Below are 22,407 nucleotides of genomic sequence, written 5' to 3'. Positions count from 1 at the left end.
TGCTTTTCGTTGTTTTTAATAGCTCAATCTAGAAATGCATGCTGCAATGCTTTGAGCCCATCGCTATAGATGCCATGAAACAGATTAATTGCCTCTTCATCACTAACCTCTACAGGAGTGAACGTACCTGACCACTCTACTAACGATGTATTACTTTCGGTACCTTCTTTAACTTGGATTGTAGATAGATAATTAGTGACTGGGAATGGTGCATTCATGATTGAATACGTGTAGTAGCGTTCCTTATCATTGAATACTTCTAAGCGCTCTATAATCGTATCACCATCTGGATTAGCTAGGTGACGTACACGACCGCCTTCAGTTAATTTACTGCTAGGTATATAAGGTAACCAGTCTGGAAGGGAGTTGAAGCCTCCGATTAATTGCCATACTTGTTCAGGTGAACCGAAAATTTCCATAGATGTAGTAGTATGTGCCATGTTCATTACGCTCCTTTTTATCCCGATATTTGCGAGTAAATAATCAGTGGGGGGATTGCCCCACTGATTAAGGTTTCAATTTATTTTCCGTTGATTGGTAGTGGTGCATTAGGTGCTACTAGTTTTTGTTCGCGCATTTCTTCCCAGAATGCTGCTGGAATTACTGTGTTTAATGCATTTTGGTCTTCTACAATTCGTTCCGGTTTACTTGCACCAGGAACAACGGCAGCAACTGCTGGATTTGCTAGTGAAAATTGTAATGCAGCAGCTTTGATGCTGATTTCGTGACGATCGGCAAGAGCTTTGATTTTCTCAACTTTTGCAATAATTTCTGGTGATGCTTTTTGGTATTCAAAGTGAGCACCTCCAGCAAGAATACCTGAGCTATATGGGCCACCAACGACAATATCCATATTATGCTTTACAGCTGCCGGCATTACTCGTTGCAATGCACGCTCGTGGTCTAGTAATGAATAACGACCAGCTAGTAAGGAGATATTTGGCTTCGCTTCTTCTAAATCAAGCATAAGTTCAATTGATTCTACTTTGTTTACTCCAAGCCCCCAGCCTTTAATGACGCCTTCTTCACGTAAGCGTGTTAGCGCACGGAATGCTCCTGTTCGAGCAATTTCAAATTGTGAAATCCACTCATCACCATAAAAGTCTTGTGCTAAATCATGAATGAAAACAAAGTCTAGTCGATCTGTTTTTAAACGTTTCAAACTTTGCTCGATAGAGCGAAGTGTTGCATCTGCGCTATAGTCATTGATCATTTTATTTTTACGACCAAATTCGAACAGTCCGCCCTTTTCACCTAAATCACGTGCAGATGGATCTTCTAGTTCATCTGAAATCGTTCGACCTACTTTTGTGCTTAAAAAGTAATCATCACGATTTCTTTTTGATAGTGCTTCACCAAGACGAATTTCTGCTAAACCAGATCCATAAAGTGGAGCTGTATCAAAGTAACGAACGCCATTCTCCCAAGCAGCATCAACTGTAGCGATTGCTTCTTCTTCTGGGATATTACGGTACATATTTCCTAGTGGTGCTGTACCAAAACCGATTTTTTCTTTTAGTAATTTATTCATTAAAGATATCCTCCTAAAATGTATTTGAAAATTGATTACTGATTTTGAAAATCAACATATAGCATTTCGTCGTTTGACAAAATGCATGATAAAAATACTCACTTTAAAGTACGGGTACGAAAATGTAATTTCTAATACTGCATGACTCACTCAACTCTTACAAATGCTATTATGAAATGTATTTTACATAATGAAAAGTACGTACTTTAAAGTGATATAGATACTAAAAAGTAATACAGGTACTTTTTGGTGCCGTACTACTCATTTACTGTTTACGTATGCTATTATGAAACATGTTTAACACAATAAAAAGTACGTACTTTAAGGTGCTATAGATACTTAAAAGTAATATTTAAATCTTTAGCTTACTTGCCTTATAACATTATTAAAGGAGATTTTTATATGAAAACATACAATATTCCTGTAGAGGCGACTTTAGAGGTTATCGGTGGGAAGTGGAAAGTAGTTATCCTTTGTCATTTAAAGAAAGACAAAAAGAGAACGTGCGAATTAAAACAATTAATGTCTGGTATTACACAAAAGATGTTAACACAGCAATTACGTGAATTAGAAGAAGATGGTGTAATCCAAAGAAAAGTGTATAACCAAGTGCCGCCAAAAGTAGAGTATTCTTTAACGGATTACGGTCATTCTTTAGATTCTATACTCGATTCTCTTTGTCACTGGGGAGAAAATCATCTCGACAAGAATGGGAACACATCTATGCTCATAACAGCAGCTGAATAAACAAGGAAAAAAACGAACAAAAATATGTTCGTTTTTTTCTTGTTGTTTTGTCATGTATATATAGGGAGATTTTTTAAGCAGCATAATTACTTTTTAGTAATATAGGTACTTTTTTGTGCTGTAGGAACTAAAATGTGCCGTATAGAAAATTATTTGTTTTTACGCAACAATAGAGAAGAAATTTAGAAAAAAGGAGAGGGGCACGGGTGAAACAATATAATATACCGATAGAAGCGACTTTAGAAATTATCGGGGGAAAGTGGAAGGTCGTTATTTTATGTCACTTAACGAAAGGGACAAAGAGAACGAGTGAGTTGCAACGTTTGATTCCTGAAATTTCTGTTAGAATGTTGACGCAGCAATTACGTGAGTTAGAAGAAGATGGTGTGATTACACGTAAAATCTATACAGAAATTCCACCTCGAGTAGAATACTCCTTAACGGATTATGGTTGGTCTTTACAAAATGTATTAAACCAATTAACAGTATGGGGAGAACGATGCATAGATAGAAAAAATAGTAAAGTTAAATGAAATCTATATATGTAATATTGAAACACCACCTAATGACGAGGTGGTGTTTTTTCAGTATAAAACGTTAGAAAGTTACTATGGTGAAAAGTAAGGGTCTATACCATATCAGCAGCTGTTTTAGTAGGGTGAATGTTTAATTTATCATTCATCATAGGTACTTAAAAGTGCCTTCATCACTTTAAAGTACGTACTATGCTTCATAATATAACCGTTTTATAATGACACTCGTAGCAAGAAGCCATAACGGTTTTAAGCTATGTTCAAAAAGACTTATTAACTAGAATAGTTTTTTGTTCAATTTTTTTAGTAGGAGATGTTTATATGGTTGAAGAACTTTTTTATAAAAAAATACTCAAAAATCTTTTTTCAGATCCGGTTCAAATTACACTTTGGAATGGAGAAACAATCCAATATGGAGAAGGGGAACCTCAATTTCATGTAACATTCCATAAGCCGCTTTCAAAAAAAGAGCTTGCTAAGGATCCTTCTATTGCATTTGGTGAAGCATATATGAATGGGGACGTTGAAATAGAGGGTAACCTTGAAAAAGCAATTCAATCTATTTATAAAAGGCAGGATAGCTTTTTAGGGGATAGTAAATTGCAATATTTCAAAAGTAAATGGAATTTCTCAAAACAAAAAAATAAAGATGATATTGCTCATCATTATGATATTGGTAACGATTTCTATAAATTATGGCTTGATGAAACAATGACGTATTCTTGTGCATATTTCCAAAATGAGCAAGATTCTTTAACGACAGCTCAGCATAATAAAGTGAATCATATTTTGAAAAAGTTGAACCTTCAAAAAGGTGATACGCTATTAGACATTGGTTGCGGATGGGGGGAGCTCATTACAGCTGCCGCTAAACAGTACGGTGTAAAAGCGATGGGAGTAACGTTAAGTGAGGAACAATATGCAAAAACTTCCGAGCGAATTAAAAAAGAGGGACTTACAGATTTAGTTGAAGTATTCTTACTTGATTACCGCGATATTAAGAATCGTAAATTTGATAAAATTGTTAGTGTAGGTATGATTGAACATGTAGGAAAAGACAACATTACGCAATACTTTGAGACAGTGAATGAACTACTAAACGATGGCGGAATTTCTCTTCTTCATTGTATTACTTCTCCGGCTAATGGTGGTGCTACGAATGGTTGGATTGAAAAGTATATATTCCCTGGCGGATATGTTCCTGCTGTTAACGAATTAATCACGAACATGACAAATGAACAATTTTTCATTGTTGATGTGGAAAGCTTACGTAGACATTACGGGAAAACATTACAACATTGGGCTCGAAATTTTGAAAACGTACTGGAGGAAGTTCGCAAAACAAAAGATGAGCGATTCATTCGTATGTGGCGCTTATATTTAAATGCATGTGCAGCTTCGTTCTTTACAGGTAATATTGATTTACATCAATTTGTATTTACAAAAGGTATTAACGATACAATTCCGATGACTCGTTCTTATATGTATGAATAAGAGTGTGATCTAATAGCTCTTAAGCAATGTTTAAATGTATAGATCCATAACTTAAAGTAAAAAAGTCGGGATGAAAATCGAAATGATTTGTATCCCGACTTTTTTACTTTATTATATATATTTAAAAACAAAACTATATACTTTTAATAATAAAAATATATAATAAATATAGAATCGAAAATTTATGAGCAAGGAAGTTGAAGAATATGACATTAACAATGGGCTTTATTGGATTTGGAAAATCAGCTAACCGCTATCATTTACCTTATGTAAATACACGTAAAAATATAAAAGTAAAAACGATTTTTGGCCGCCAAATTAGTGACGAGTTAGCGGCTCCATATAAGAGTAAAGGTGTTTGTTTCACTACTGATTTGGACGAATTGTTGAATGACAAAGAAATCCAAGTAGTGACAATCTGTACGCCAGCACATACGCACTATGAATTGGCGAAACAAGTTATACTGGCCGGGAAATCGGTTATCGTTGAAAAACCATTTTGCGATACAGTAGAACATGCGAAAGAATTATTAGCTTTAGGACGAGAGAAAGGTGTAGTAGTTATGCCTTATCAAAACCGTCGTTTTGATGGTGATTTCTTAGCTGTTAAGCAAGTTGTGGAACAAGGATTCCTTGGTGATATTGTTGAGGTTGAATCACATATTGATTATTTTCGTCCTGGTTCAATCTCTCATGAAGCTCCAAAAGAAGAAGGTTCATTCTACAGTTTAGGTATTCATACGATGGACCGTATGATTTCATTATTTGGCCGTCCGGATACGGTGACATACGATATTCGTAATAATGAAGTAGAAGGGGCGGTTGATAATTATTTCGATGTTGGTCTACATTACGGAAATCAACTGAAAATTAAACTGAAAACGAATCATGTTGTAGCGAAAGATTATCCACGCTTTATCGTTCATGGAACAAATGGATCGTTTATTAAATACGGTGAAGATCAGCAGGAAAATGATCTGAAAGCGGGTATTATGCCTGAGAGTGCAGGATTTGGTGAAGATTCGCCGATGTACTATGGAGTTGCGAAATATCGAAATGCAAATGGTGATTGGATTGAAAAACAAATTAAAACGCCGCTTGGTGATTACGGTCGTTTCTATGATGCAGCGTATGAAACAATCGTAAATGGTGCGCCAAAACTTGTGAAAGACGAAGAAGCGGTAACGAATATTGAAATCTTGGAAAACGGATTTGCTGCTCCATCACCTTCAGTTTACAAACTTGAAGCTTTAAACTTGAATGAATAGAAGAGGGAATACAGCATAAAGGAGGTATGGAAATGGCAAGCGGATCAACACAAGTAAAATACCTCGGCATTTACCAAAAAATTAAACAGCAAATTTTAGACGGCGAATATAAAATTAACGAAAAAATCCCGAGCAGCCCCGTCCTTGCTGAAGAATTTGGTGTTTCAGCTCTTACTATTAAAAAGGCGCTAGATTTGCTAGTTAGAGACGGCTACATTATCCGCCGGCGCGGAAGTGGAACAGTCGTTCAAGATTGGCGTCAACAGGAAAAGGCACGAATAATTCAAACTTTAACAGGTACGAAAGCTGTTTACGGCAGTGAGGTAGAAAGTAAAATTATCGAGTTTACGATTGTAGGTGCTGATGAAATAGTTGCTGAAAAATTGGGTGTTACAGTCGGTGATTTTGTTTATAAAATTATTCGCCTCCGCATCATTCACAGTATTCCAACGATTATGGAGCATACATGGATGCCTATTTCGGTCATCCCAGGTGTTGAAGCTTCCGTTTTAGAGGAGTCGATCTATTCGCACATTCAAAATAAACTTGGACTTGAAGTGGGAACATCTGTTGTTAGGGTCAAAGGGGTTCGTCCAGATGATCAAGAAAAGCAGTTTATGAACTTAACAAATCAAGATTTCCTAATGAGAGTTGAACAAGTGGCCTACTTAACGGATGGACGAACTTTTGAATATTCTTATGCGGATCATCTACCGGAAACCTTTGAATTCGAAACAGTCATTACCGCAAAAAATTATAAAGAGGCATAAAAAATAGGTTGGGGCATGTATTGCCTCAACCTATTTTTTGTTTTCAATATAGTAGGAACAGTTACTATTCATCAGCTGTAATAAGCATGGACGTATTCCCGTTTTTTTCAAGATGAACTTCTCCCCAAGTGCACAGGGAATCGAGTATGGCTCCTAAAGACGAACCGTAATCCGTTAAAGAATACTCTACTTTCGGTGGTACTTGGTCATATACTTTTCTTTGGATTACATCGTCTTCTTCGAGTTCACGTAATTGTTGTGTTAACATTTTTTGAGTAATACCAGGCATTAAACGTTTTAATTCGCTCGTTCTTTTTGTTCCTTTCTTTAAATGGCAAAGGATAACAACTTTCCACTTTCCGCCAATAACTTCTAAAGTCGCTTCTACAGGAATATTATATGTTTTCATAAAAAAACTCCTTTGATGAATTTAGATTACAGTTTTGGACCTAAATACGTTGTAATACTAAAATTATTTCTTTTTAGTGCCTATAACACTTTAAAGTGCGTACTATTTATTGTGCGAAATATCGTCCATAATAACCGATGTAAGAGAGAAATAAGCAGAATGGCACTTGAAAATGCATATGTTACTTTTTAGTACCTATAATACTTTAAAGTACGTACTTTTTATTAGGCTGAATATAATCCATAATAGCACTTGTAAGCAAGAAATGAGTGAAATGTGCTTTGAAGGAGCCATCATGCTATGGGGAATTTTACATGAGAACAATTTGTTGTGTTACTAAAATTAATCCAAGACTTAACAGTTGATTAATTGAACTGTAAAGTTTAAAATTACAGTAAGATTTTTAAAAGTGAGTTGTTATCGTCTGTAAAAATGTAGCATGAATAATAGAGATAAATGAAACATTGCTGAATAACTAATATTACGTGAATTTGATTCTTAACTGTAATTTTTTTTAATACATTTCAATAACCGATATTTAAAATGTACGTTTCATAAAGAACATTAAAGGAGTGAGTGAAATATGGTGGTTTTATATACAACAACAAGCTGTAGTTCATGCCGAAAAGCGAAAGCATGGCTTGAGGAGAATCAAATTGATTATACTGAAAAAAATATCGTATCCAATTCTATGACAGTGGATGAACTTAAATCCATTCTTCGTTTAACTGAAGAGGGTGCTACTGAAATTATTTCAACTAGATCCAAAACTTTTCAAGACTTAAATATAAATATAGATGAGCTTTCGTTGAATGAATTTTATAAATTAATAATTGAGCATCCGCTAATGTTGCGTCGCCCAATTATGCTGGACGAGAAAAGATTACAGATTGGTTTTAATGATGAAGAAATTCGTAAGTTTTTACCACGTAGCGTTCGAACATTTTTGAACATTGAACTGCAAAAGTTGGCTAATTAATAAATAATATTTTTTAGGAAAAGTTTTTTGAAAGGAGGAAACCGGAGATGATAGAAGTATGTGTTACAGTCAATTATAATAATAGAAATTATCAAACAAATGTTATTGTGAGCAAAGATACGATATGGACAAAAATTAAACAATTGGCAGAAGAGCAAGTCAAAAAACAGTGGAATTTCTAAATTTGATTATTTGAAAAATGAAGTTATAGGTTGGAGATTGTAACTAGGTTCAAAACTATTTAGGGATTAAATATAAATAAGGGAAAAGTTTTTGAAAGGAGGAAGCAGAAGATGATTGAAGTATGCGTTACAGTTAATTATAACGATAGAAATTATCAAACAAATGTTATTGTGAATAAAGATACGATATGGACAAAAATTAAACAGTTGGCAGAAGAACAAGTTAAGAAACAGTGGACTGTTTAAATTTATTTGCAACTTAAAAAGCTAAATGAAGTTAGGAGATATAGGGGAGTTCTGATAGAATATAAAGGGATTTATTTTTTCATGTTAAGCATGCTTCTTATATATTTTAACGTTTGACTAACCTATCTGTAATATTTATGGCTACAGTATGTTACTAAGCGAGAAATCATATTTTTTATCGTAGGAGGACAACAATGAACAGCGACTTTACCTTGGCCATTCACAGTTTAACGTATTTAGCTTTACAGCCAGACCGGATGTCAACAAGTAATGATATTTCAGAAAGCGCAGGTGTTCACCCAGTACGTATTCGCAAAGTACTAAGTTTGTTAAAAAAACATAAGTTTATACAATCAAAAGAGGGAACTGGTGGAGGTTTTATTTTTGCCCGTGATTTAAGTGAAATTAATCTTTGGAATATGTATCAAATAACCTCTGAAGGTGCATTGCAACCGAAGTGTCCAGAATCAAATGATCAGTGTATTGTAGGTTCGAACATGCGGAAAGTTCTTTTTGCTATTTTCTTAGGTGCGGAAGAACATCTAGGTGAATATTTAAAGAATTATACAATGAAAGAAGTTGTTGACCTTATTAATCAAGAACGTTAAGCGGCTTAATTATTATGTAGCTGTGAGTTCTTAAAAATAACTGTAATAAAAAGTATTGCAGTTTGAGTTAGTTTTTATATCTTTTTTATCGTTACAAAAAATATTTCTAAGAAGGTGAAAAGGTATGATGTCAAATAATAATCAAGTTTTAAAAGTAGGAGATTGGGTTCGTGGAATATCAAATGAGGGTGAATTCATAGTTGGTTACATTGTATCACTTGATGAAGTGGAAGATGTAGTTACAGTTAGCATTGTGAAACGTGATGACAAGTACACAATAAACGAAGCGATTTTACTCTTTAGTAAACACGTTAACAAACTCCCTGAATCAAAGGTAATAAATAAGGAGCAAATCCTTTATCTTATAGACCTTGCATTATTAACAGGGGACGAAGAATGGTTTATCGAGCTTTCTTCAAAATTAAACTCGATAAAAGAGCTGGTTAACCAGGGGGTTTAAAGATTACATTATCCTGAAGAATAATCAAAAAAACTAAAATTAATATGACTTTGAAATGATTTGTTAGCCCACTCCTGATAACGATAATTATGTCAATGAGCTGCCCGATATGGGCAGCTTATTTTATTTTTTCGTTTAGCGTAGGTTTTGCAAAATGTTAGCGGTTCTCTCGTTGCCATCAAGTTAAAATATGTATTTTCCTAAAAATGTATATGAATACAACATCGATAATATATATCCTGAAAATTGGTTTGTTTATTCAAAAATATATTTCTTTTTAACCACGTTAATTATTTATTAGAATATCTTTTTTAGTTTGAAATAAAATTTTTCGGTAAAGAAGAATATAAATATTTTTAAAATGAGTAGCTTGAATAAATAATATTTTACTGTGTTTTTTGCTGATTAATTCCGTTATAAGCGATAGGAACAAGGGTTGCGTGCTAACTGTAAAATATTATCCATATAAAATTATATCCATTAAATATTTCTGAAAATATAAAAATATTAATTTTATAAATATACACGTTATAATGAGGGCGTCGAGAGAAATTTTATGATCTCTGGAGAAAATATAAAAAATGCGATTACTAGTAAGAAAGGTGTGTGATTAGAGGCGAAATGTATGTAAAGTGCTTCAGTGGCTTGTGTAATCAATACCATAAATGCTGCCGAAGTTATTAAAGTGGTTTGTAGAATTGAGAAAGAAATGCCTCATAAATGAAGAGAGGCCGGTTTAGCTGAAATTACTGTTACAAGTAAGTAAGAGAAACCATTAAAGTAATACATTGTTATTAGAAATGTTGCAACGTATTTATGAAGTCTATTCAATATTGTTCTCTTAAGCGGTCTTTATATAAAGAGCGGGTAGTACGAGTAAACTTTTTTGTTAACGCTAACAATTATGTTAGGACGCTAACTAGCGAATGTTTCAATTTGGATTCATTACGATGAAGGATATACAAAGTGGGGCAACTTGTAAGGAATTCATGTTCCGAAAAAGGAAATATTTGTTGGTTATAAAGAGAGACACAGGAATAGATACAAGGGGGAGTTATTATATGAACGGGAATACTGCAAAGAAAATAGAAGTTCAAGCTGAAAATATCGCACTAAAAAATGAGCAATATGCAGATCCGAAAAAGTGGCATAAGCAGGATACTACATGGGCATTGAGCCTATTTGGAACTGCAATTGGAGCAGGGGTGCTCTTTTTACCGATTAATGCAGGTTCAGGTGGTTTATTATCATTACTACTAATTACATTGCTTGCATATCCAGTTATGTATTACTCACATAGGGCACTTGCTAAAATGATATACGCTTCTAATTCCGCTGATGAGGGGATCACAGGTACAATTAGAGAGTATTTCGGAAATAAAGCAAGTATCATTTTTAACATCGTATATTTCGGTTCAATTTATACAATCGTATTAATGTATTCGGTTGCGCTTACAAATACTGCAAGTAGTTTTATCGTGCATCAATTGCACATGCCAGAGCCTCCAAGGGCTATTTTATCACTTGTATTAGTTCTTGGTCTTATCGCTATACTGAATTTTGGTCAAGATATTACTGTAAAGATCATGAGTATGCTAGTGTATCCTTTCATAGCTTCTCTACTTTTTATCGCAATATCTTTAATTCCACAGTGGAATACGTCAATGCTTAGCTTTTCAGCTGTTTCTACTGCTTCAACAGGAACAGGATATTTTGGAACGATACTGTTGATTCTACCAATCATCGTATTCTCATTTAATCATTCACCTATGATTTCATCATTTGTTGTGAAACAGAGAGCTACGTATGGAATAGAAGCTACTGATGCTAAATGTGCGCAAATACAAAAAGTTTGTTATATTATGACATTCGTTGTAGTTATGTTCTTCGTTTGGAGTAGTACATTAAGTTTGACTCCAGAGGATTTAAAAATGGCAAAAGAGCAAAACTTATCAATCCTTTCATATCTTGCTAATGAGCTTAATTCACCTGTAATCACGATTGCAGCTCCAATCATTGCTTTTGTGGCTATTACAAAATCTTTCCTTGGCCACTATATTGGAGCATATGAGGTAATGCGTGACGTGATTATGAAGTTTGGTAAAACACGTGGAAAAGATATAGAAGAAAAAACAATTAAGACAATAATCCTTACTTTTGTCGTATTAACATGCTGGTATGTTGCTTATGCAAATCCAAGTATTCTTGGAATTATTGATTCACTTAGCGGTCCATTAGTTGCTGCTATCTTATGTCTATTACCGATGTATGCGATTCAAAAAGTACCAGTACTAGCTAAATACAAAGGGAAAATGAGTAACGTATTTGTTATTATTGTAGGTGTACTTACTGTCTTAGCAAGTATTAAGTCATTATTCTAATTCGTTACTGTTGGTTTTAGTATCAAAATAGTTGGATCTGAGAAAAGAAGGAGCAAGTTTTGAATAGTTTTTTTCAAAACTTGCTCTTAAAATATTCTAATGAATTAATTTTACAAATAAGTTTATTCATATTAGTCATCTAGCGTTTTGGTTATATACTCATCCAATATTATCAAGACCTAAATCGAGAAATTTTAAATATCAAGCGCCTAACGTATTATATATCCCTAATATGTTAGGCGCTTTTATTTTGGATAATAAATTTTGAACCTGAATTTGAATAGTATCTCTATTTGATGCTTATTTAATATTGTAAAATTTGTATTGAAAATTCGAGGTTTTAAAAGTATCATATACATATTCAAACATTTGAAGATGTATATGATACTTTTGGAAATTGAGGAAAAGTAACGGAGGGATTTCAATGGGAAACGAAATGCAACAATTTAAAGCAGATTTCTTTAAAGCATTAGCACATCCTTTGCGAATAGGTATTTTAGAATTATTGTCAGAAGGTGAAAAAAGCGTAAATGAAATTCAAGCTATTTTAAATAAGGAAGGATCAGCTGTTTCTCAGCAATTAAGTGTACTACGCTCGAAAAATATTGTTGTTGGTAGGAAAGATGGGAAAAGAGTTTTATATACTTTACGAGATCCTATCATTGTGGATTTATTGGTTGTTGCACGGAAGATTTTTAACAATCATTTAATCGATACGATTTCAATGTTAGAAGAGCTAGATGAAGCAGAAGGTGAACTGATAGGCAAGGAGGGATAGGTTGAGTATTGAAGTAAAGAAAGTGGACATCATCCAACATGGGATTGAAATATTTCGCTTATCAGGAGCTTATCACGTTTGTAAAGTTTGTATTAACAGTGGGAATTCTTGTTGTTTTTCATGCCAGCATTTACAAGATGGAGTTGGATGTCAACAAAGAAATACAGCTTGTACAGCTTGGTTGTGTGGGATTCAAGGTTTTTTATTTGATCAAATAGGATTACTAGAAGATTGGAAGCGTTTTTGGAGTGAAATTCCAGGACAAATGTTTCGTAGAGATATTACTCCAGATACGGTAAAGATTACATCGTTTATTGATACGAAGAAGCTAGATAGCCGAGATGGAGAACAGCTAGCGAGAAGATTGGAATCCTATGTACAAGAAGGTGGCGATATAAGTAAATTAGAGTGCCATTTAAGCAAAACGTATAGTGAATATTAAGCTTTTGTAAACATGAAGATTTCATGTATAAGGAACGAGAAATGCATTTGTAATCCAGATTGATTAAAAATAGAAAAGAAGGGTTTGTAATGAGAGGTTTATTTACGGGAAGGTTTGAAGGATATTCATTAGGGCATTTTCAAAAGGATCTTCTTTCAGGAATGATTGTTGGAGTTGTTGCGATTCCACTTGCTATGTCTTTTGCTATAGCTTCTGGCGTTAAGCCGGAGTATGGGATTTATACAACTTGTATTGCCGGGATACTCATTTCACTGTTTGGTGGTTCGAAGTATCAAATTGGAGGACCTACAGGTGCTTTTGTTCCAATTCTTTTAGGAATTGTAATTACCTATGGATACGAAAATTTACTACTCGCGGGTTTGTTAGCTGGAATTATTTTATGTCTTATGGGAATCTTCAAGCTAGGCTCTTTAATTAAGTTTATTCCACGTCCTGTAACAATTGGTTTTACGTCAGGTATTGCTGTTATTATCTTTACGGGACAAATTGCTAGTTTTTTAGGTTTAACAGGTATAAAAAAGCATGAGGAATTTTTAGCGAATTTGAAGGAACTCTTCACTCATATCAGTACTACCAATTTTTACAGTGTTATAACTGCTTTGATTTGCTTTTTTGTTATACTCATAACACCAAAGTTTTTACCAAAAGTGCCTGGTTCATTAGTAGGTGTTGTTATTTCAACTGTAATTGCAACTGTATTTTTCTCAGGTCATGTACCTACTATCGGTACAGCATACGGTACGATTCCAAATACACTTCCGCAGTTTAATATACCAGAAATCACACTAGAACGTATAGAACAGTTAATTGGTCCTGCATTTGTTATTGCGATGCTTGGCGGGATCGAATCTCTTTTATCCGCTGTTGTAGCAGATGGTATGACAAATAGTAAACACAACAGTAACAAAGAGCTTGTCGGTCAGGGGATTGCCAATATTGTTACCCCGTTATTTGGCGGGATTCCAGCGACTGGAGCAATTGCCCGTACAGCGACTAATATTAAGAGTGGGGCTGTATCTCCGATGTCGGGTATTATTCATGGGGGATTTGTGTTATTTACACTTTTACTGTTAGCTCCATTTGCTTCACATATTCCTCTTGCTAGTATGGCTCCCATTTTAATGGTGGTAGCTTGGAATATGAGCGAACAAAAACATTTTTATCACATACTCAAAATGAAGACAGGAGATTCCCTTGTATTACTAGTAACATTTTTACTTACTGTATTTACTAGTTTAACAACAGCCGTGGAGATCGGTCTTATTTTAGCTGTTATTTTGTTTACAAAACGTATGAGTAATATGCTTGTTATATCTAAAGTGCTTCCTGATCATACAAAAAAGAATGAAAAATTGTTACCGCATGTGGTAAATAAATCTCATGACTGCCCACAAATTAGTATTTATACAATAGAAGGGCCATTATTCTTTGGGGCTGCTCAAACATTTGAACAAAATATTTTAGCAACTATTCATTATAAACCTAAAGTTTTAATTTTACGTATGGGAAAAGTTCCTTTTATTGATACGACAGGAGAATCGTACTTTAGGAATATTGTTCAGCATTTCCAAAAACAAGGTGGCGTACTTCTTATTTCAGGAATTCAATCAGAGCTAAAAGTAGCTCTAGATAAGAACGGATTGTATGCTGAGATTGGGGAAGAAAACTTCTTTGATCATACAGGAGAAGCCATTGATTGTGCTTTAAGACATTTGAATGTAAAAAAATGTATAGGGTGTAAGCATTTCGCTTTTCATGAATGTACCGGGCTTTCTCAGGAAATGAATACAAGAAAGAATAAAGAAAATGCATTAGAATATTAAAAAGTTTACTTTGGAGAATGTGGAGAAGATTTTTTACAAGGTGTGAACAAGTAGTTTTTTTATACATTCAACAAATAAGTATCAAACAGCAAGAAGAGAATATCTTCCGTACATTTAAACGAAAAACGGAAATTAAAAATAATATTTATTTAATAGAATACACGAAAACGAGTGGAGGAAATAAAAATATGTCTAGTTTACCAAATTGTCCAAAATGTAATTCAGAATACACTTACGAAGATGGGAATCTTTTTGTTTGTCCAGAATGTGCTCATGAGTGGACTTTAGAATTAGAAGCTGAAAATAGTGAAGATACAAAGGTAATTAAAGATGCAAATGGAAATATTTTAAACGATGGTGATTCTGTAACGGTAATTAAAGATCTTAAAGTAAAAGGAACTTCATCAGTTGTAAAAATTGGTACAAAAGTAAAGAGTATCCGATTAGTTGATGGAGATCATGATATTGATTGTAAAATTGATGGTTTTGGAGCTATGAAATTAAAATCTGAATTTGTTAAAAAGGTATAAATACAATTTTGTTACATCAAAATTAGTTTGAAGTTAATGAATATACACTGTTTTTCAGCTGTACCCCGTGCCCAACAACTTAAGAATTTCGAATTACCTCAAAATGATAAAATGAACTTTTTGGTTATGATTCAGCAGATTTTTTTGTGGGAGTACCATGAAAGTTTAGCTTGCTAGCGATATAGTGCTGCCGAAATATTTGAAATGGCTATAAGACTATTCTTTCGATGCTATGATGAAAGATATGGAAAAGGAATAGGAATAGGTGTCAGTCAGACCTCAATATTAATCTTCACCATTAGCAACAAAAAGCCACCTTTATAAGAGGTGGTTTTTTCGGTATTAATATATTTAAATTAATCACGTCTAAATGGACCTTTTGGAGCAATAAGCTCTAAATTAGTACCATCTGGATCACGGAAGTAGGCAACGCCTGTACCAAATCCAGATTTCAAGCCGTCTTCCTGAAAGATAATTGGTTCTCCATATGGGTGCTATCTTATGCCCATCAGGCTAACAAAATGGATTGCCTCTGAAACAAAAAAATGATTTTTATTACTATAAAAAACGTAAAGTATCTGTTTTTAGAAAAAATTAATTTTTATAAATTGATGGAGATATAACTCAATACTTTTATATATTTAGTTAAATATGATTGTCAGAATGAACTTAAAGTAATTATGATTTCTAGAAATACGAACTGATGTTTTGAATTGGTTTAAAGTTGCTAGAACAAAATAAAACCAATTGAGCAAAAAAACTTGCAAAAATAAAAAGAGAGATGTATATTAATTGATGTATCAATAATTGATATATCAATTAATATTTTGACAAGAAAGAAAAGGAACATTTTATGAAGGAAATGTTCGTAAATATCAGTGGAGAAGAACGCAAAATACTTATTCATGTTCTATTACAGATGCAAAAAAATGTAGAGAATATTAAAGAATAGAGAGTGTAGGGGGCAGAATAGTGTGGAAATAATCGCAGCTATTTTAGTCGGGATCGTAGCATTAGAACATTTGTTTATCATGATCCTTGAAATGTTTTTTATTGATTCAAAAGTAGCGAAACGTGCTTTCAAATTACCGAAGCATTTAGAAGGAGATCGAAACGTAGCCATTATGTTTGCAAACCAAGGTTTATATAATGGATTTTTAGCGGCTGGTCTCATTTGGGGACTTGTACTTGGACTCAATCCAATTGGTTATATGGTCCAATTATTTTTCGTGATTTGTGTGGTGGTAGCAGCTATTTTCGGAGGTTTCACATCTAATAAATCAATTATTGTGAAACAAGGACTTCCAGCTGTTTTAGCACTGGTTGCCCTTTTATGTATGATATAGAATCAAAGTTTCTCAATAAAAGAATTCATTTTTGAAAAGAATACGCTATTCTTTCTTTAAAATTATAGGAAAGGATGGCGTTTTTGTATGTCTATTTCTATAAGTAGTGAATTATAACTATTCCCTCAAGGGACTCAACTGCTTTTCAGCTTTTGGATATATTTTCATCCATCTTTGTTTCCTCCTATTGTTGGATAGTGTAATAATTGATAAAAATTTTGATGAAATTGGATTATAACGATTGATCAAAAAAGTTAGTGATTAAAAATATTATTCTTTAGTACATACATTTTTAAGATGTTAAATATATTTCATAATAGTCTCTGTAAGATAGGGATAAGTAGAATAGTACTTTAAAGTACCTATAGCACTTTAAAGTGCGTACTTTTTATAACTTTGAATATCATTCATAATAGCACCAGTAAGAAAAAAACAAGCTTTACGGTACTACTAGTTACCAACGATGTTACAGCAGTTTATTTGGAATCAGATTGATTGAAAGGTTGTACTATATGGCCTAATAATTTCGAAAAAATGTCGGTGTGGCATAAAACAATTATGGAGGTTAAAGATATGAGTACTTCAAATTTGAATGAAATAAGTAAACAAATTTTAAAAGAGGAGGAAACGCTTCAATTTTCCTCTTTTACAAATGAAGATGCCTTGCAACTAGGTTTATTTATCGTTGAAACAGCAAAGCGAGAGGGAAAATTGATTGCTGTTGATATAACGAAAAATGGTGTGCAATTATTTCATTTCAAGATGACAGGGACAAATGCGGAAAATACGAAATGGATTGAGCGTAAAAAACGAGTCGTTTCCCTGCATGATCGTAGCTCGTATTATATGCAGATAAAAAGTGAAATAACTGGAATTTCATATAATGAAAAATATCTTTTAGATACTTCGGAATATGCTGCGTTTGGTGGATGCTTTCCTATCAGGATAAAAAACGTAGGGGTTATTGGAATGATAACAGTTTCAGGATTGCCGCCAGAAGAAGATCACGAATTGGTAATAAGAGCAGTTAAAAATCATTTGAATCAATAGCTGTAGCTAGTGAATAGATAATTAATTTTAGGGGGCAATACTATGCCATTAATTGAGCTAAATACTTGGCCAACGATGTCAAAAGAAGAAAAAAAGGAATTTATTTATGAAGTAACTGAACTTACAATAAAACGATTAAAAATTGTCCCTGACAAAATTCAAGTGTTGATCACGGAACTTGAGAAAGAAAATTGGGGGAAAGCTGGAGCTGTAGCAAGTGATGCTACCTTTGCTGAGAAAAGTAGGGTTTCCAATTGGGAAACAAAAGAGTCTTACGATACACCGGATCGTAACGTTGATGGAATGGCTATCATTAAGATCGATATATGGAATACATTTGATCAAGAGACAAAGGATAAGTGGATAAATGAACTTACACAATTAACCTCTAAATATACACATGCACCTTTGGATAAAGTGCTAATTCTTATTCGTGAAATGATTCCAGGAAACTGGGGACAAAGTGGTGTAACAGGAGCCGATAAAGACTTTCTTTCCAAAAGTCGTACATTTTAATGATTAAATAAAAAAGGCAAAAATGAACATATTCCTGTTCGTTTTTGCCTTTTTTATTATTTGTCTGCGGTAATGAATATGATTCTTTACTTTTCAAGTAATATCCTCTAAAGTCGCCTCTCTAGGAAGAGTGTGTTTCTTCATATGCTATCTTTCTTCGTTGAATGTAGATGTCAATTTTTGAGCAAAATAAGCTAGGTTATGTAAATGTTACTTTTTAGTACCTATAGTACTTTAAAGTACGTACTTTTTATTAGGGTGATTATCATTCATAATAGCACATGTAAGAGAGAAACAAGCTTTACGGTACTAGTAATTAACTATGTTACTTTTTAGTACCTACAGCACTTTAAAGTACGTACTATTCATTATGCTAATTGTATTTCATAATAGTACATGTGAGAGAAGAGCGAGAAGTACGGTACTAAAAAGTGCCTACAGTACTTTAAAGTGCGTTCTATAAAAAGAGAATGAAACCCTTCATAATAGTATTTGTAGAGATTAAATATATTTTTTAAAAGATAAAAGGGCCTTTTTATCGCACTATTATGATAGGAATTATAGGGAATAGGGGAAACTTCATTGAATTCATATACAGTATCATCTTCAGAAGTTCAGACGAATCGAAGAAGTATATTTGCGTTATTAGCGCTAGCAATTAGTGCGTTTGGCATTGGGACAACTGAATTTGTTAGTGTCGGTTTATTACCATCGATTTCGGAAGATTTACATGTATCGGTGACAACAGCTGGTTTAACAGTTTCTTTATATGCGTTAGGCGTAGCATTTGGTGCTCCAGTATTAACGTCATTAACAGCTAATATGTCACGAAAAACGTTATTAATGTGGATTATGATTATTTTCATTATTGGTAACGGAATTGCAGCTGTCGCAACAAGCTTCACTGTATTACTTATTGCGAGAATTGTGTCTGCGCTTTCGCATGGTGTGTTTATGTCAATTGGTTCAACGATTGCTGCGGCACTTGTACCAGAAAATAAACGTGCTAGCGCGATTGCGATTATGTTTACTGGCGTAACAGTTGCAACTATTACAGGTGCACCAATTGGAACGTTTATTGGTCAACAATTTGGCTGGAGAACATCATTTTTAGCAATTGTGGTAATTGGAGTTATTGCTTTAATCGCAAATAGTATTCTCATTCCGTCTAATATGAAAAAAGGTTCGTCTGTATCATTCCGCGATCAATTTAAACTGATTACGAACGGAAGATTGTTACTTGTTTTCATCATTACTGCACTTGGATACGGCGGTACATTCGTAACATTTACGTATTTATCTCCGTTATTACAAGAAGTAACAGGATTTAAAACAAATACGGTTACTATCATTTTATTAGTGTATGGAATCGCCATTGCGATAGGGAATGTGATTGGCGGGAAATTATCGAATCATAATCCAATTCGAGCGCTATTTTACATGTTCTTTATTCAAGCGATTATATTATTTGTTTTAACATTTACAGCGCCATTTAAGGTAGCTGGGCTAATCACAATTATTTTAATGGGACTATTCGCATTTATGAATGTTCCAGGGTTACAAGTATATGTCGTAATGTTAGCTGAACGATTTGTACCGAGTGCTGTCGATGTTGCATCGGCAATTAATATTGCGGCGTTTAATGCTGGGATTGCTCTTGGTGCTTATTTAGGCGGTATTGTAACGAACTCATTCGGGTTAATTCATACAGCTTGGGTAGGCGGCATTATGGTAGTAGGTGCTGTTATTTTAACAGCGTGGAGTATGACATTAGAAAAACGAGATCAAGTAAAATAAAAGGAGAGAAAATAAAATGAAAAACTTACAAAGTACAACAAAATTGCATAACGGTGTAGAAATGCCTTGGTTCGGTTTAGGTGTATTTAAAGTAGAAGAAGGACCAGAACTTGTAGAAGCAATTAAATCAGCAATTAAAGCAGGATACCGTAGCATCGATACAGCAGCGATTTATGGAAATGAAGCAGCTGTTGGTGAAGGGATTCGTGCAGGTATTGAAGCAACTGGAATTTCAAGAGAAGAATTGTTTATCACTTCAAAAGTATGGAATGCAGATCAAGGATATGAAGAAACAATTGCGGCATATGAAGAGAGCTTAAAAAAATTAAAACTAGATTATTTAGATTTATATCTTGTCCATTGGCCTGTAGAAGGGAAATATAAAGATACGTGGAGAGCGTTAGAAACACTTTATAAAGAAAAGCGTGTACGTGCAATTGGCGTAAGTAATTTCCAAATCCATCATCTGCAAGATGTAATAAAAGATGCAGAAATTAAGCCAATGATTAACCAAGTAGAATACCACCCTCGTTTGACACAAAAAGAATTACAAGCTTTCTGTAAAGAACAAGGTATTCAAATGGAAGCATGGTCACCATTAATGCAAGGACAATTATTAGATAACGAAACATTACAAGAAATTGCTGAAAAACATGGTAAAACAACAGCACAAGTTATTTTACGTTGGGATTTACAAAATGGAGTTATTACAATTCCAAAATCAACGAAAGAACACCGTATCATTGCAAATGCCGATGTGTTTAACTTTGAATTAACGAAAGAAGATATGGAGAAAATCGATGCGTTAAATCAAGATCACCGCGTTGGTCCAGATCCTGATAACTTTGATTTCTAAGAAAAATGAGTAAAAAGAGTGCAAAGTTGCACTCTTTTTTTATTTTCTATTCAATAAAATGTTTCTGTTTATATTATGACTCTTAAATTACTTTAGGCGATCTAAAGAACTGATTAACAGTATTAAAGTTTGACATAAAATAATGCATTCTATATTATGTATGCTATAGCATGTATATTGTAATTTATTTGGAGGTGGCATATAGACTTATATGATTTAACAGGACATCTTGTTCATCGTACTGATGTGAAGTTAACAAATGATATAATGTAAGTTTTGAATCACATATTGCTTATAAAATGTGTCATTTATATGCTATAGCATATAAATGACACCTCTTAACTTGTAATGCTTAAAATTTAAATAATATAGTAGGAAATTCATGAAACGAGGAGACTTTAATTATGGAAAAATTCATATTAGCGTTTGATAGAGAACTTGTAATTGCAGAAAAAAAAGATTCAACATGGAGTGTCCAGTCGCACTTTGTAGGTGCTAATCCAGTTGCTTTAGCTTCTGATCCATACGATCCAGAAAGAATGTATTGTGGTACTTTTGATAGGGGATTATGGAGAAGTAAAGATGGAGGAAGTTCTTGGGAAGCGATTGGTACGTTACCTTCCTTTGGTGAAGTGTTCCCGGCCAATGCTATTCATATGAGAGCTATTACAGCAGTTTCTGTATCTCCAGCGAAGGGGGATGACGGTAACGGGATTATATATGTAGGAACTGAACCGAGCGCAATGTTCGTATCCAAAAATGGAGGAGACAGTTTTGAATTGCTAACGGATTATCGACAAATGCCATCGTATTCATCATGGTTCTTTCCTCAACGAACATATACACACCATGTAAAACATATTGAAATTGATGCTAATAATCCAGAAACTATTTATACGACTATTGAGGTTGGGGGATTAATTAAAAGTGTAGATGGAGGTAAGACATGGACTGAGGAAAAAGAGGGGAACTATCCTCAAGATATTCACATTCTTAAATCACATCGCAATGCTCCAAATCGTTTATACGGGGTGTTAGGTGATTCATTCTTGAAAGAACCAGGTCAAGAGTATGCGGAGAGTAATGATGGAGGTAAGACTTGGAACTATATGTGTAGTGGGCTAAAGCATCATTACGCATATCAAATGGCAGTTAACCCAAATAATCCAGAAAATATTATTATCGCGACATCGTCAAATCCACACGTAGCACATGATTACAATAATGGAAATTGTGAATCATATATTTATAAGAAAGAAAAAGATCAGCCTTGGGCAGAAATGAATGCAGGTTTACCAACTCCTAAAGGAACAATCATACCAGTATTAAAGGCAACAAGTGATGGAACGTTCTATTTATTTAGTAATAAAGGTGTTTATCAGTCGGTAGATGGCGGTTCAAATTGGACGTCATTAGAGATTCCTTGGGAGAACAGATTTATGGAACAACATCCTTATGAGATGTTAATTATTAAATAAGTAGTGGGAATAGTTTTTACTACTATTCATTAAGAATGTTTAGTTGAATTTAAAATGTATTAAGCCAGGTAATGCGTTATAAACGCTTCTTGGCTTTTTTGAAGGTTAAAGTAGCTATAGTTCACATATTTGTGTAAATATGAAACACACAGGATACATTAA

The 22,407-nt window shown here is 33.8% G+C and carries 24 protein-coding genes and 1 pseudogene; 21 read left to right on the top strand and 4 right to left on the bottom strand.

What is annotated here, in order from left to right:
- Positions 1–23 precede the first annotated feature (23 nt).
- Both J0835_RS16405 and J0835_RS16400 read right to left on the bottom strand, forming a co-directional pair.
- A complete protein-coding gene (locus J0835_RS16405) occupies positions 24–440 on the bottom strand; it encodes an SRPBCC family protein (RefSeq protein WP_087981331.1) in 417 nt (138 codons plus the stop codon).
- 80 nt (positions 441–520) lie between these two features.
- Positions 521–1,531 carry an aldo/keto reductase gene (locus J0835_RS16400; protein ID WP_087981330.1) on the bottom strand — a complete coding sequence of 337 codons (1,011 nt, stop codon included), beginning with the start codon at positions 1,529–1,531 and terminating at the stop codon, positions 521–523.
- A 402-nt stretch (positions 1,532–1,933) separates the two neighbouring features.
- Here J0835_RS16400 and J0835_RS16395 point away from each other — a divergent pair, with 402 nt between their 5' ends.
- From J0835_RS16395 to J0835_RS16375, 5 genes are all read left to right on the top strand, one after another.
- Positions 1,934–2,278 (top strand): winged helix-turn-helix transcriptional regulator, encoded by a 345-nt coding sequence (locus J0835_RS16395; RefSeq protein WP_087981329.1) that lies wholly within the window; start codon positions 1,934–1,936, stop codon positions 2,276–2,278.
- Positions 2,279–2,484: 206 nt separating this feature from the next.
- The gene (locus tag J0835_RS16390) at positions 2,485–2,811 is read left to right on the top strand and encodes a winged helix-turn-helix transcriptional regulator (RefSeq protein WP_087981328.1); all 327 of its coding nucleotides are present in this window, start codon (positions 2,485–2,487) and stop codon (positions 2,809–2,811) included.
- A gap of 321 nt (positions 2,812–3,132) precedes the next feature.
- Complete coding sequence (locus J0835_RS16385) at positions 3,133–4,305, top strand: cyclopropane-fatty-acyl-phospholipid synthase (protein WP_087981327.1); 1,173 nt, start codon at positions 3,133–3,135, stop codon at positions 4,303–4,305.
- Between the two features lie 206 nt (positions 4,306–4,511).
- Positions 4,512–5,573: an oxidoreductase gene (locus tag J0835_RS16380; protein ID WP_087981326.1), complete on the top strand. Its 1,062-nt coding sequence runs from the start codon at positions 4,512–4,514 to the stop codon at positions 5,571–5,573.
- A 32-nt stretch (positions 5,574–5,605) separates the two neighbouring features.
- Positions 5,606–6,343, top strand: a complete 738-nt coding sequence (locus tag J0835_RS16375) for a GntR family transcriptional regulator (RefSeq protein ID WP_087981325.1) — start codon at positions 5,606–5,608, stop codon at positions 6,341–6,343.
- Between the two features lie 64 nt (positions 6,344–6,407).
- On the opposite strand, the gene J0835_RS16370 is transcribed toward J0835_RS16375, so the two are convergent.
- Entirely contained in the window at positions 6,408–6,752 is a 345-nt protein-coding gene (locus J0835_RS16370; RefSeq protein ID WP_000860825.1) for a winged helix-turn-helix transcriptional regulator, read from the bottom strand.
- 583 nt (positions 6,753–7,335) lie between these two features.
- Here J0835_RS16370 and spxA point away from each other — a divergent pair.
- The 10 genes from spxA (at position 7,336) to J0835_RS16320 (ending at position 15,202) form a co-directional block, all read left to right on the top strand.
- A complete protein-coding gene (spxA, locus tag J0835_RS16365) occupies positions 7,336–7,731 on the top strand; it encodes a transcriptional regulator SpxA (protein WP_087981323.1) in 396 nt (131 codons plus the stop codon).
- Positions 7,732–7,778: 47 nt separating this feature from the next.
- A complete protein-coding gene (locus tag J0835_RS16360) occupies positions 7,779–7,913 on the top strand; it encodes a BA3454 family stress response protein (protein WP_087981322.1) in 135 nt (44 codons plus the stop codon).
- 111 nt (positions 7,914–8,024) lie between these two features.
- The gene (locus J0835_RS16355) at positions 8,025–8,159 is read left to right on the top strand and encodes a BA3454 family stress response protein (RefSeq protein ID WP_087981321.1); all 135 of its coding nucleotides are present in this window, start codon (positions 8,025–8,027) and stop codon (positions 8,157–8,159) included.
- Between the two features lie 194 nt (positions 8,160–8,353).
- Positions 8,354–8,767 (top strand): Rrf2-family transcriptional regulator SaiR, encoded by a 414-nt coding sequence (gene saiR, locus J0835_RS16350; RefSeq protein WP_087981320.1) that lies wholly within the window; start codon positions 8,354–8,356, stop codon positions 8,765–8,767.
- A gap of 124 nt (positions 8,768–8,891) precedes the next feature.
- Positions 8,892–9,227 carry an IDEAL domain-containing protein gene (locus J0835_RS16345; protein ID WP_087981319.1) on the top strand — a complete coding sequence of 112 codons (336 nt, stop codon included), beginning with the start codon at positions 8,892–8,894 and terminating at the stop codon, positions 9,225–9,227.
- Positions 9,228–10,288: 1,061 nt separating this feature from the next.
- The gene (locus J0835_RS16340; protein ID WP_087981318.1) at positions 10,289–11,608 is read left to right on the top strand and encodes an aromatic amino acid transport family protein; all 1,320 of its coding nucleotides are present in this window, start codon (positions 10,289–10,291) and stop codon (positions 11,606–11,608) included.
- Positions 11,609–12,032: 424 nt separating this feature from the next.
- Positions 12,033–12,386 (top strand): ArsR/SmtB family transcription factor, encoded by a 354-nt coding sequence (locus J0835_RS16335; RefSeq protein WP_087981317.1) that lies wholly within the window; start codon positions 12,033–12,035, stop codon positions 12,384–12,386.
- Position 12,387: 1 nt separating this feature from the next.
- Positions 12,388–12,828, top strand: coding sequence for a hypothetical protein (locus J0835_RS16330; protein WP_000021469.1), 441 nt, complete (start codon positions 12,388–12,390; stop codon positions 12,826–12,828).
- A gap of 89 nt (positions 12,829–12,917) precedes the next feature.
- Positions 12,918–14,672 carry a SulP family inorganic anion transporter gene (locus J0835_RS16325; protein ID WP_087981316.1) on the top strand — a complete coding sequence of 585 codons (1,755 nt, stop codon included), beginning with the start codon at positions 12,918–12,920 and terminating at the stop codon, positions 14,670–14,672.
- Positions 14,673–14,860: 188 nt separating this feature from the next.
- Positions 14,861–15,202, top strand: coding sequence for a zinc ribbon domain-containing protein YjdM (locus J0835_RS16320; protein WP_016123063.1), 342 nt, complete (start codon positions 14,861–14,863; stop codon positions 15,200–15,202).
- A gap of 356 nt (positions 15,203–15,558) precedes the next feature.
- Here the strand turns inward: J0835_RS16320 and J0835_RS16315 are convergent.
- Positions 15,559–15,693, bottom strand: a pseudogene (locus J0835_RS16315) (VOC family protein); the annotation flags it as partial.
- A 483-nt stretch (positions 15,694–16,176) separates the two neighbouring features.
- Here J0835_RS16315 and J0835_RS16310 point away from each other — a divergent pair.
- The 6 genes from J0835_RS16310 to J0835_RS16285 all read left to right on the top strand — a co-directional run bounded on the left by J0835_RS16310 (position 16,177) and on the right by J0835_RS16285 (position 22,245).
- Positions 16,177–16,548 (top strand): DUF1304 domain-containing protein, encoded by a 372-nt coding sequence (locus J0835_RS16310; protein ID WP_000402473.1) that lies wholly within the window; start codon positions 16,177–16,179, stop codon positions 16,546–16,548.
- A gap of 534 nt (positions 16,549–17,082) precedes the next feature.
- Entirely contained in the window at positions 17,083–17,598 is a 516-nt protein-coding gene (locus J0835_RS16305) for a heme-degrading domain-containing protein (RefSeq protein ID WP_140386867.1), read from the top strand.
- A 42-nt stretch (positions 17,599–17,640) separates the two neighbouring features.
- Entirely contained in the window at positions 17,641–18,114 is a 474-nt protein-coding gene (locus J0835_RS16300; protein WP_087981314.1) for a tautomerase family protein, read from the top strand.
- A gap of 582 nt (positions 18,115–18,696) precedes the next feature.
- The gene (locus tag J0835_RS16295; RefSeq protein WP_087981313.1) at positions 18,697–19,911 is read left to right on the top strand and encodes an MFS transporter; all 1,215 of its coding nucleotides are present in this window, start codon (positions 18,697–18,699) and stop codon (positions 19,909–19,911) included.
- Positions 19,912–19,927: 16 nt separating this feature from the next.
- Positions 19,928–20,767, top strand: coding sequence for an aldo/keto reductase (locus J0835_RS16290; RefSeq protein ID WP_087981312.1), 840 nt, complete (start codon positions 19,928–19,930; stop codon positions 20,765–20,767).
- Positions 20,768–21,171: 404 nt separating this feature from the next.
- A complete protein-coding gene (locus J0835_RS16285; RefSeq protein WP_087981311.1) occupies positions 21,172–22,245 on the top strand; it encodes a WD40/YVTN/BNR-like repeat-containing protein in 1,074 nt (357 codons plus the stop codon).
- Positions 22,246–22,407 lie beyond the last annotated feature (162 nt).

It is taken from the genome of Bacillus cereus group sp. Sample62 (assembly GCF_036851315.1).
Taxonomy (GTDB): domain Bacteria; phylum Bacillota; class Bacilli; order Bacillales; family Bacillaceae_G; genus Bacillus_A; species Bacillus_A wiedmannii.
Note: the sequence above shows the minus strand (reverse complement) of the source record. Positions and strands in the feature narration are given on the sequence as shown.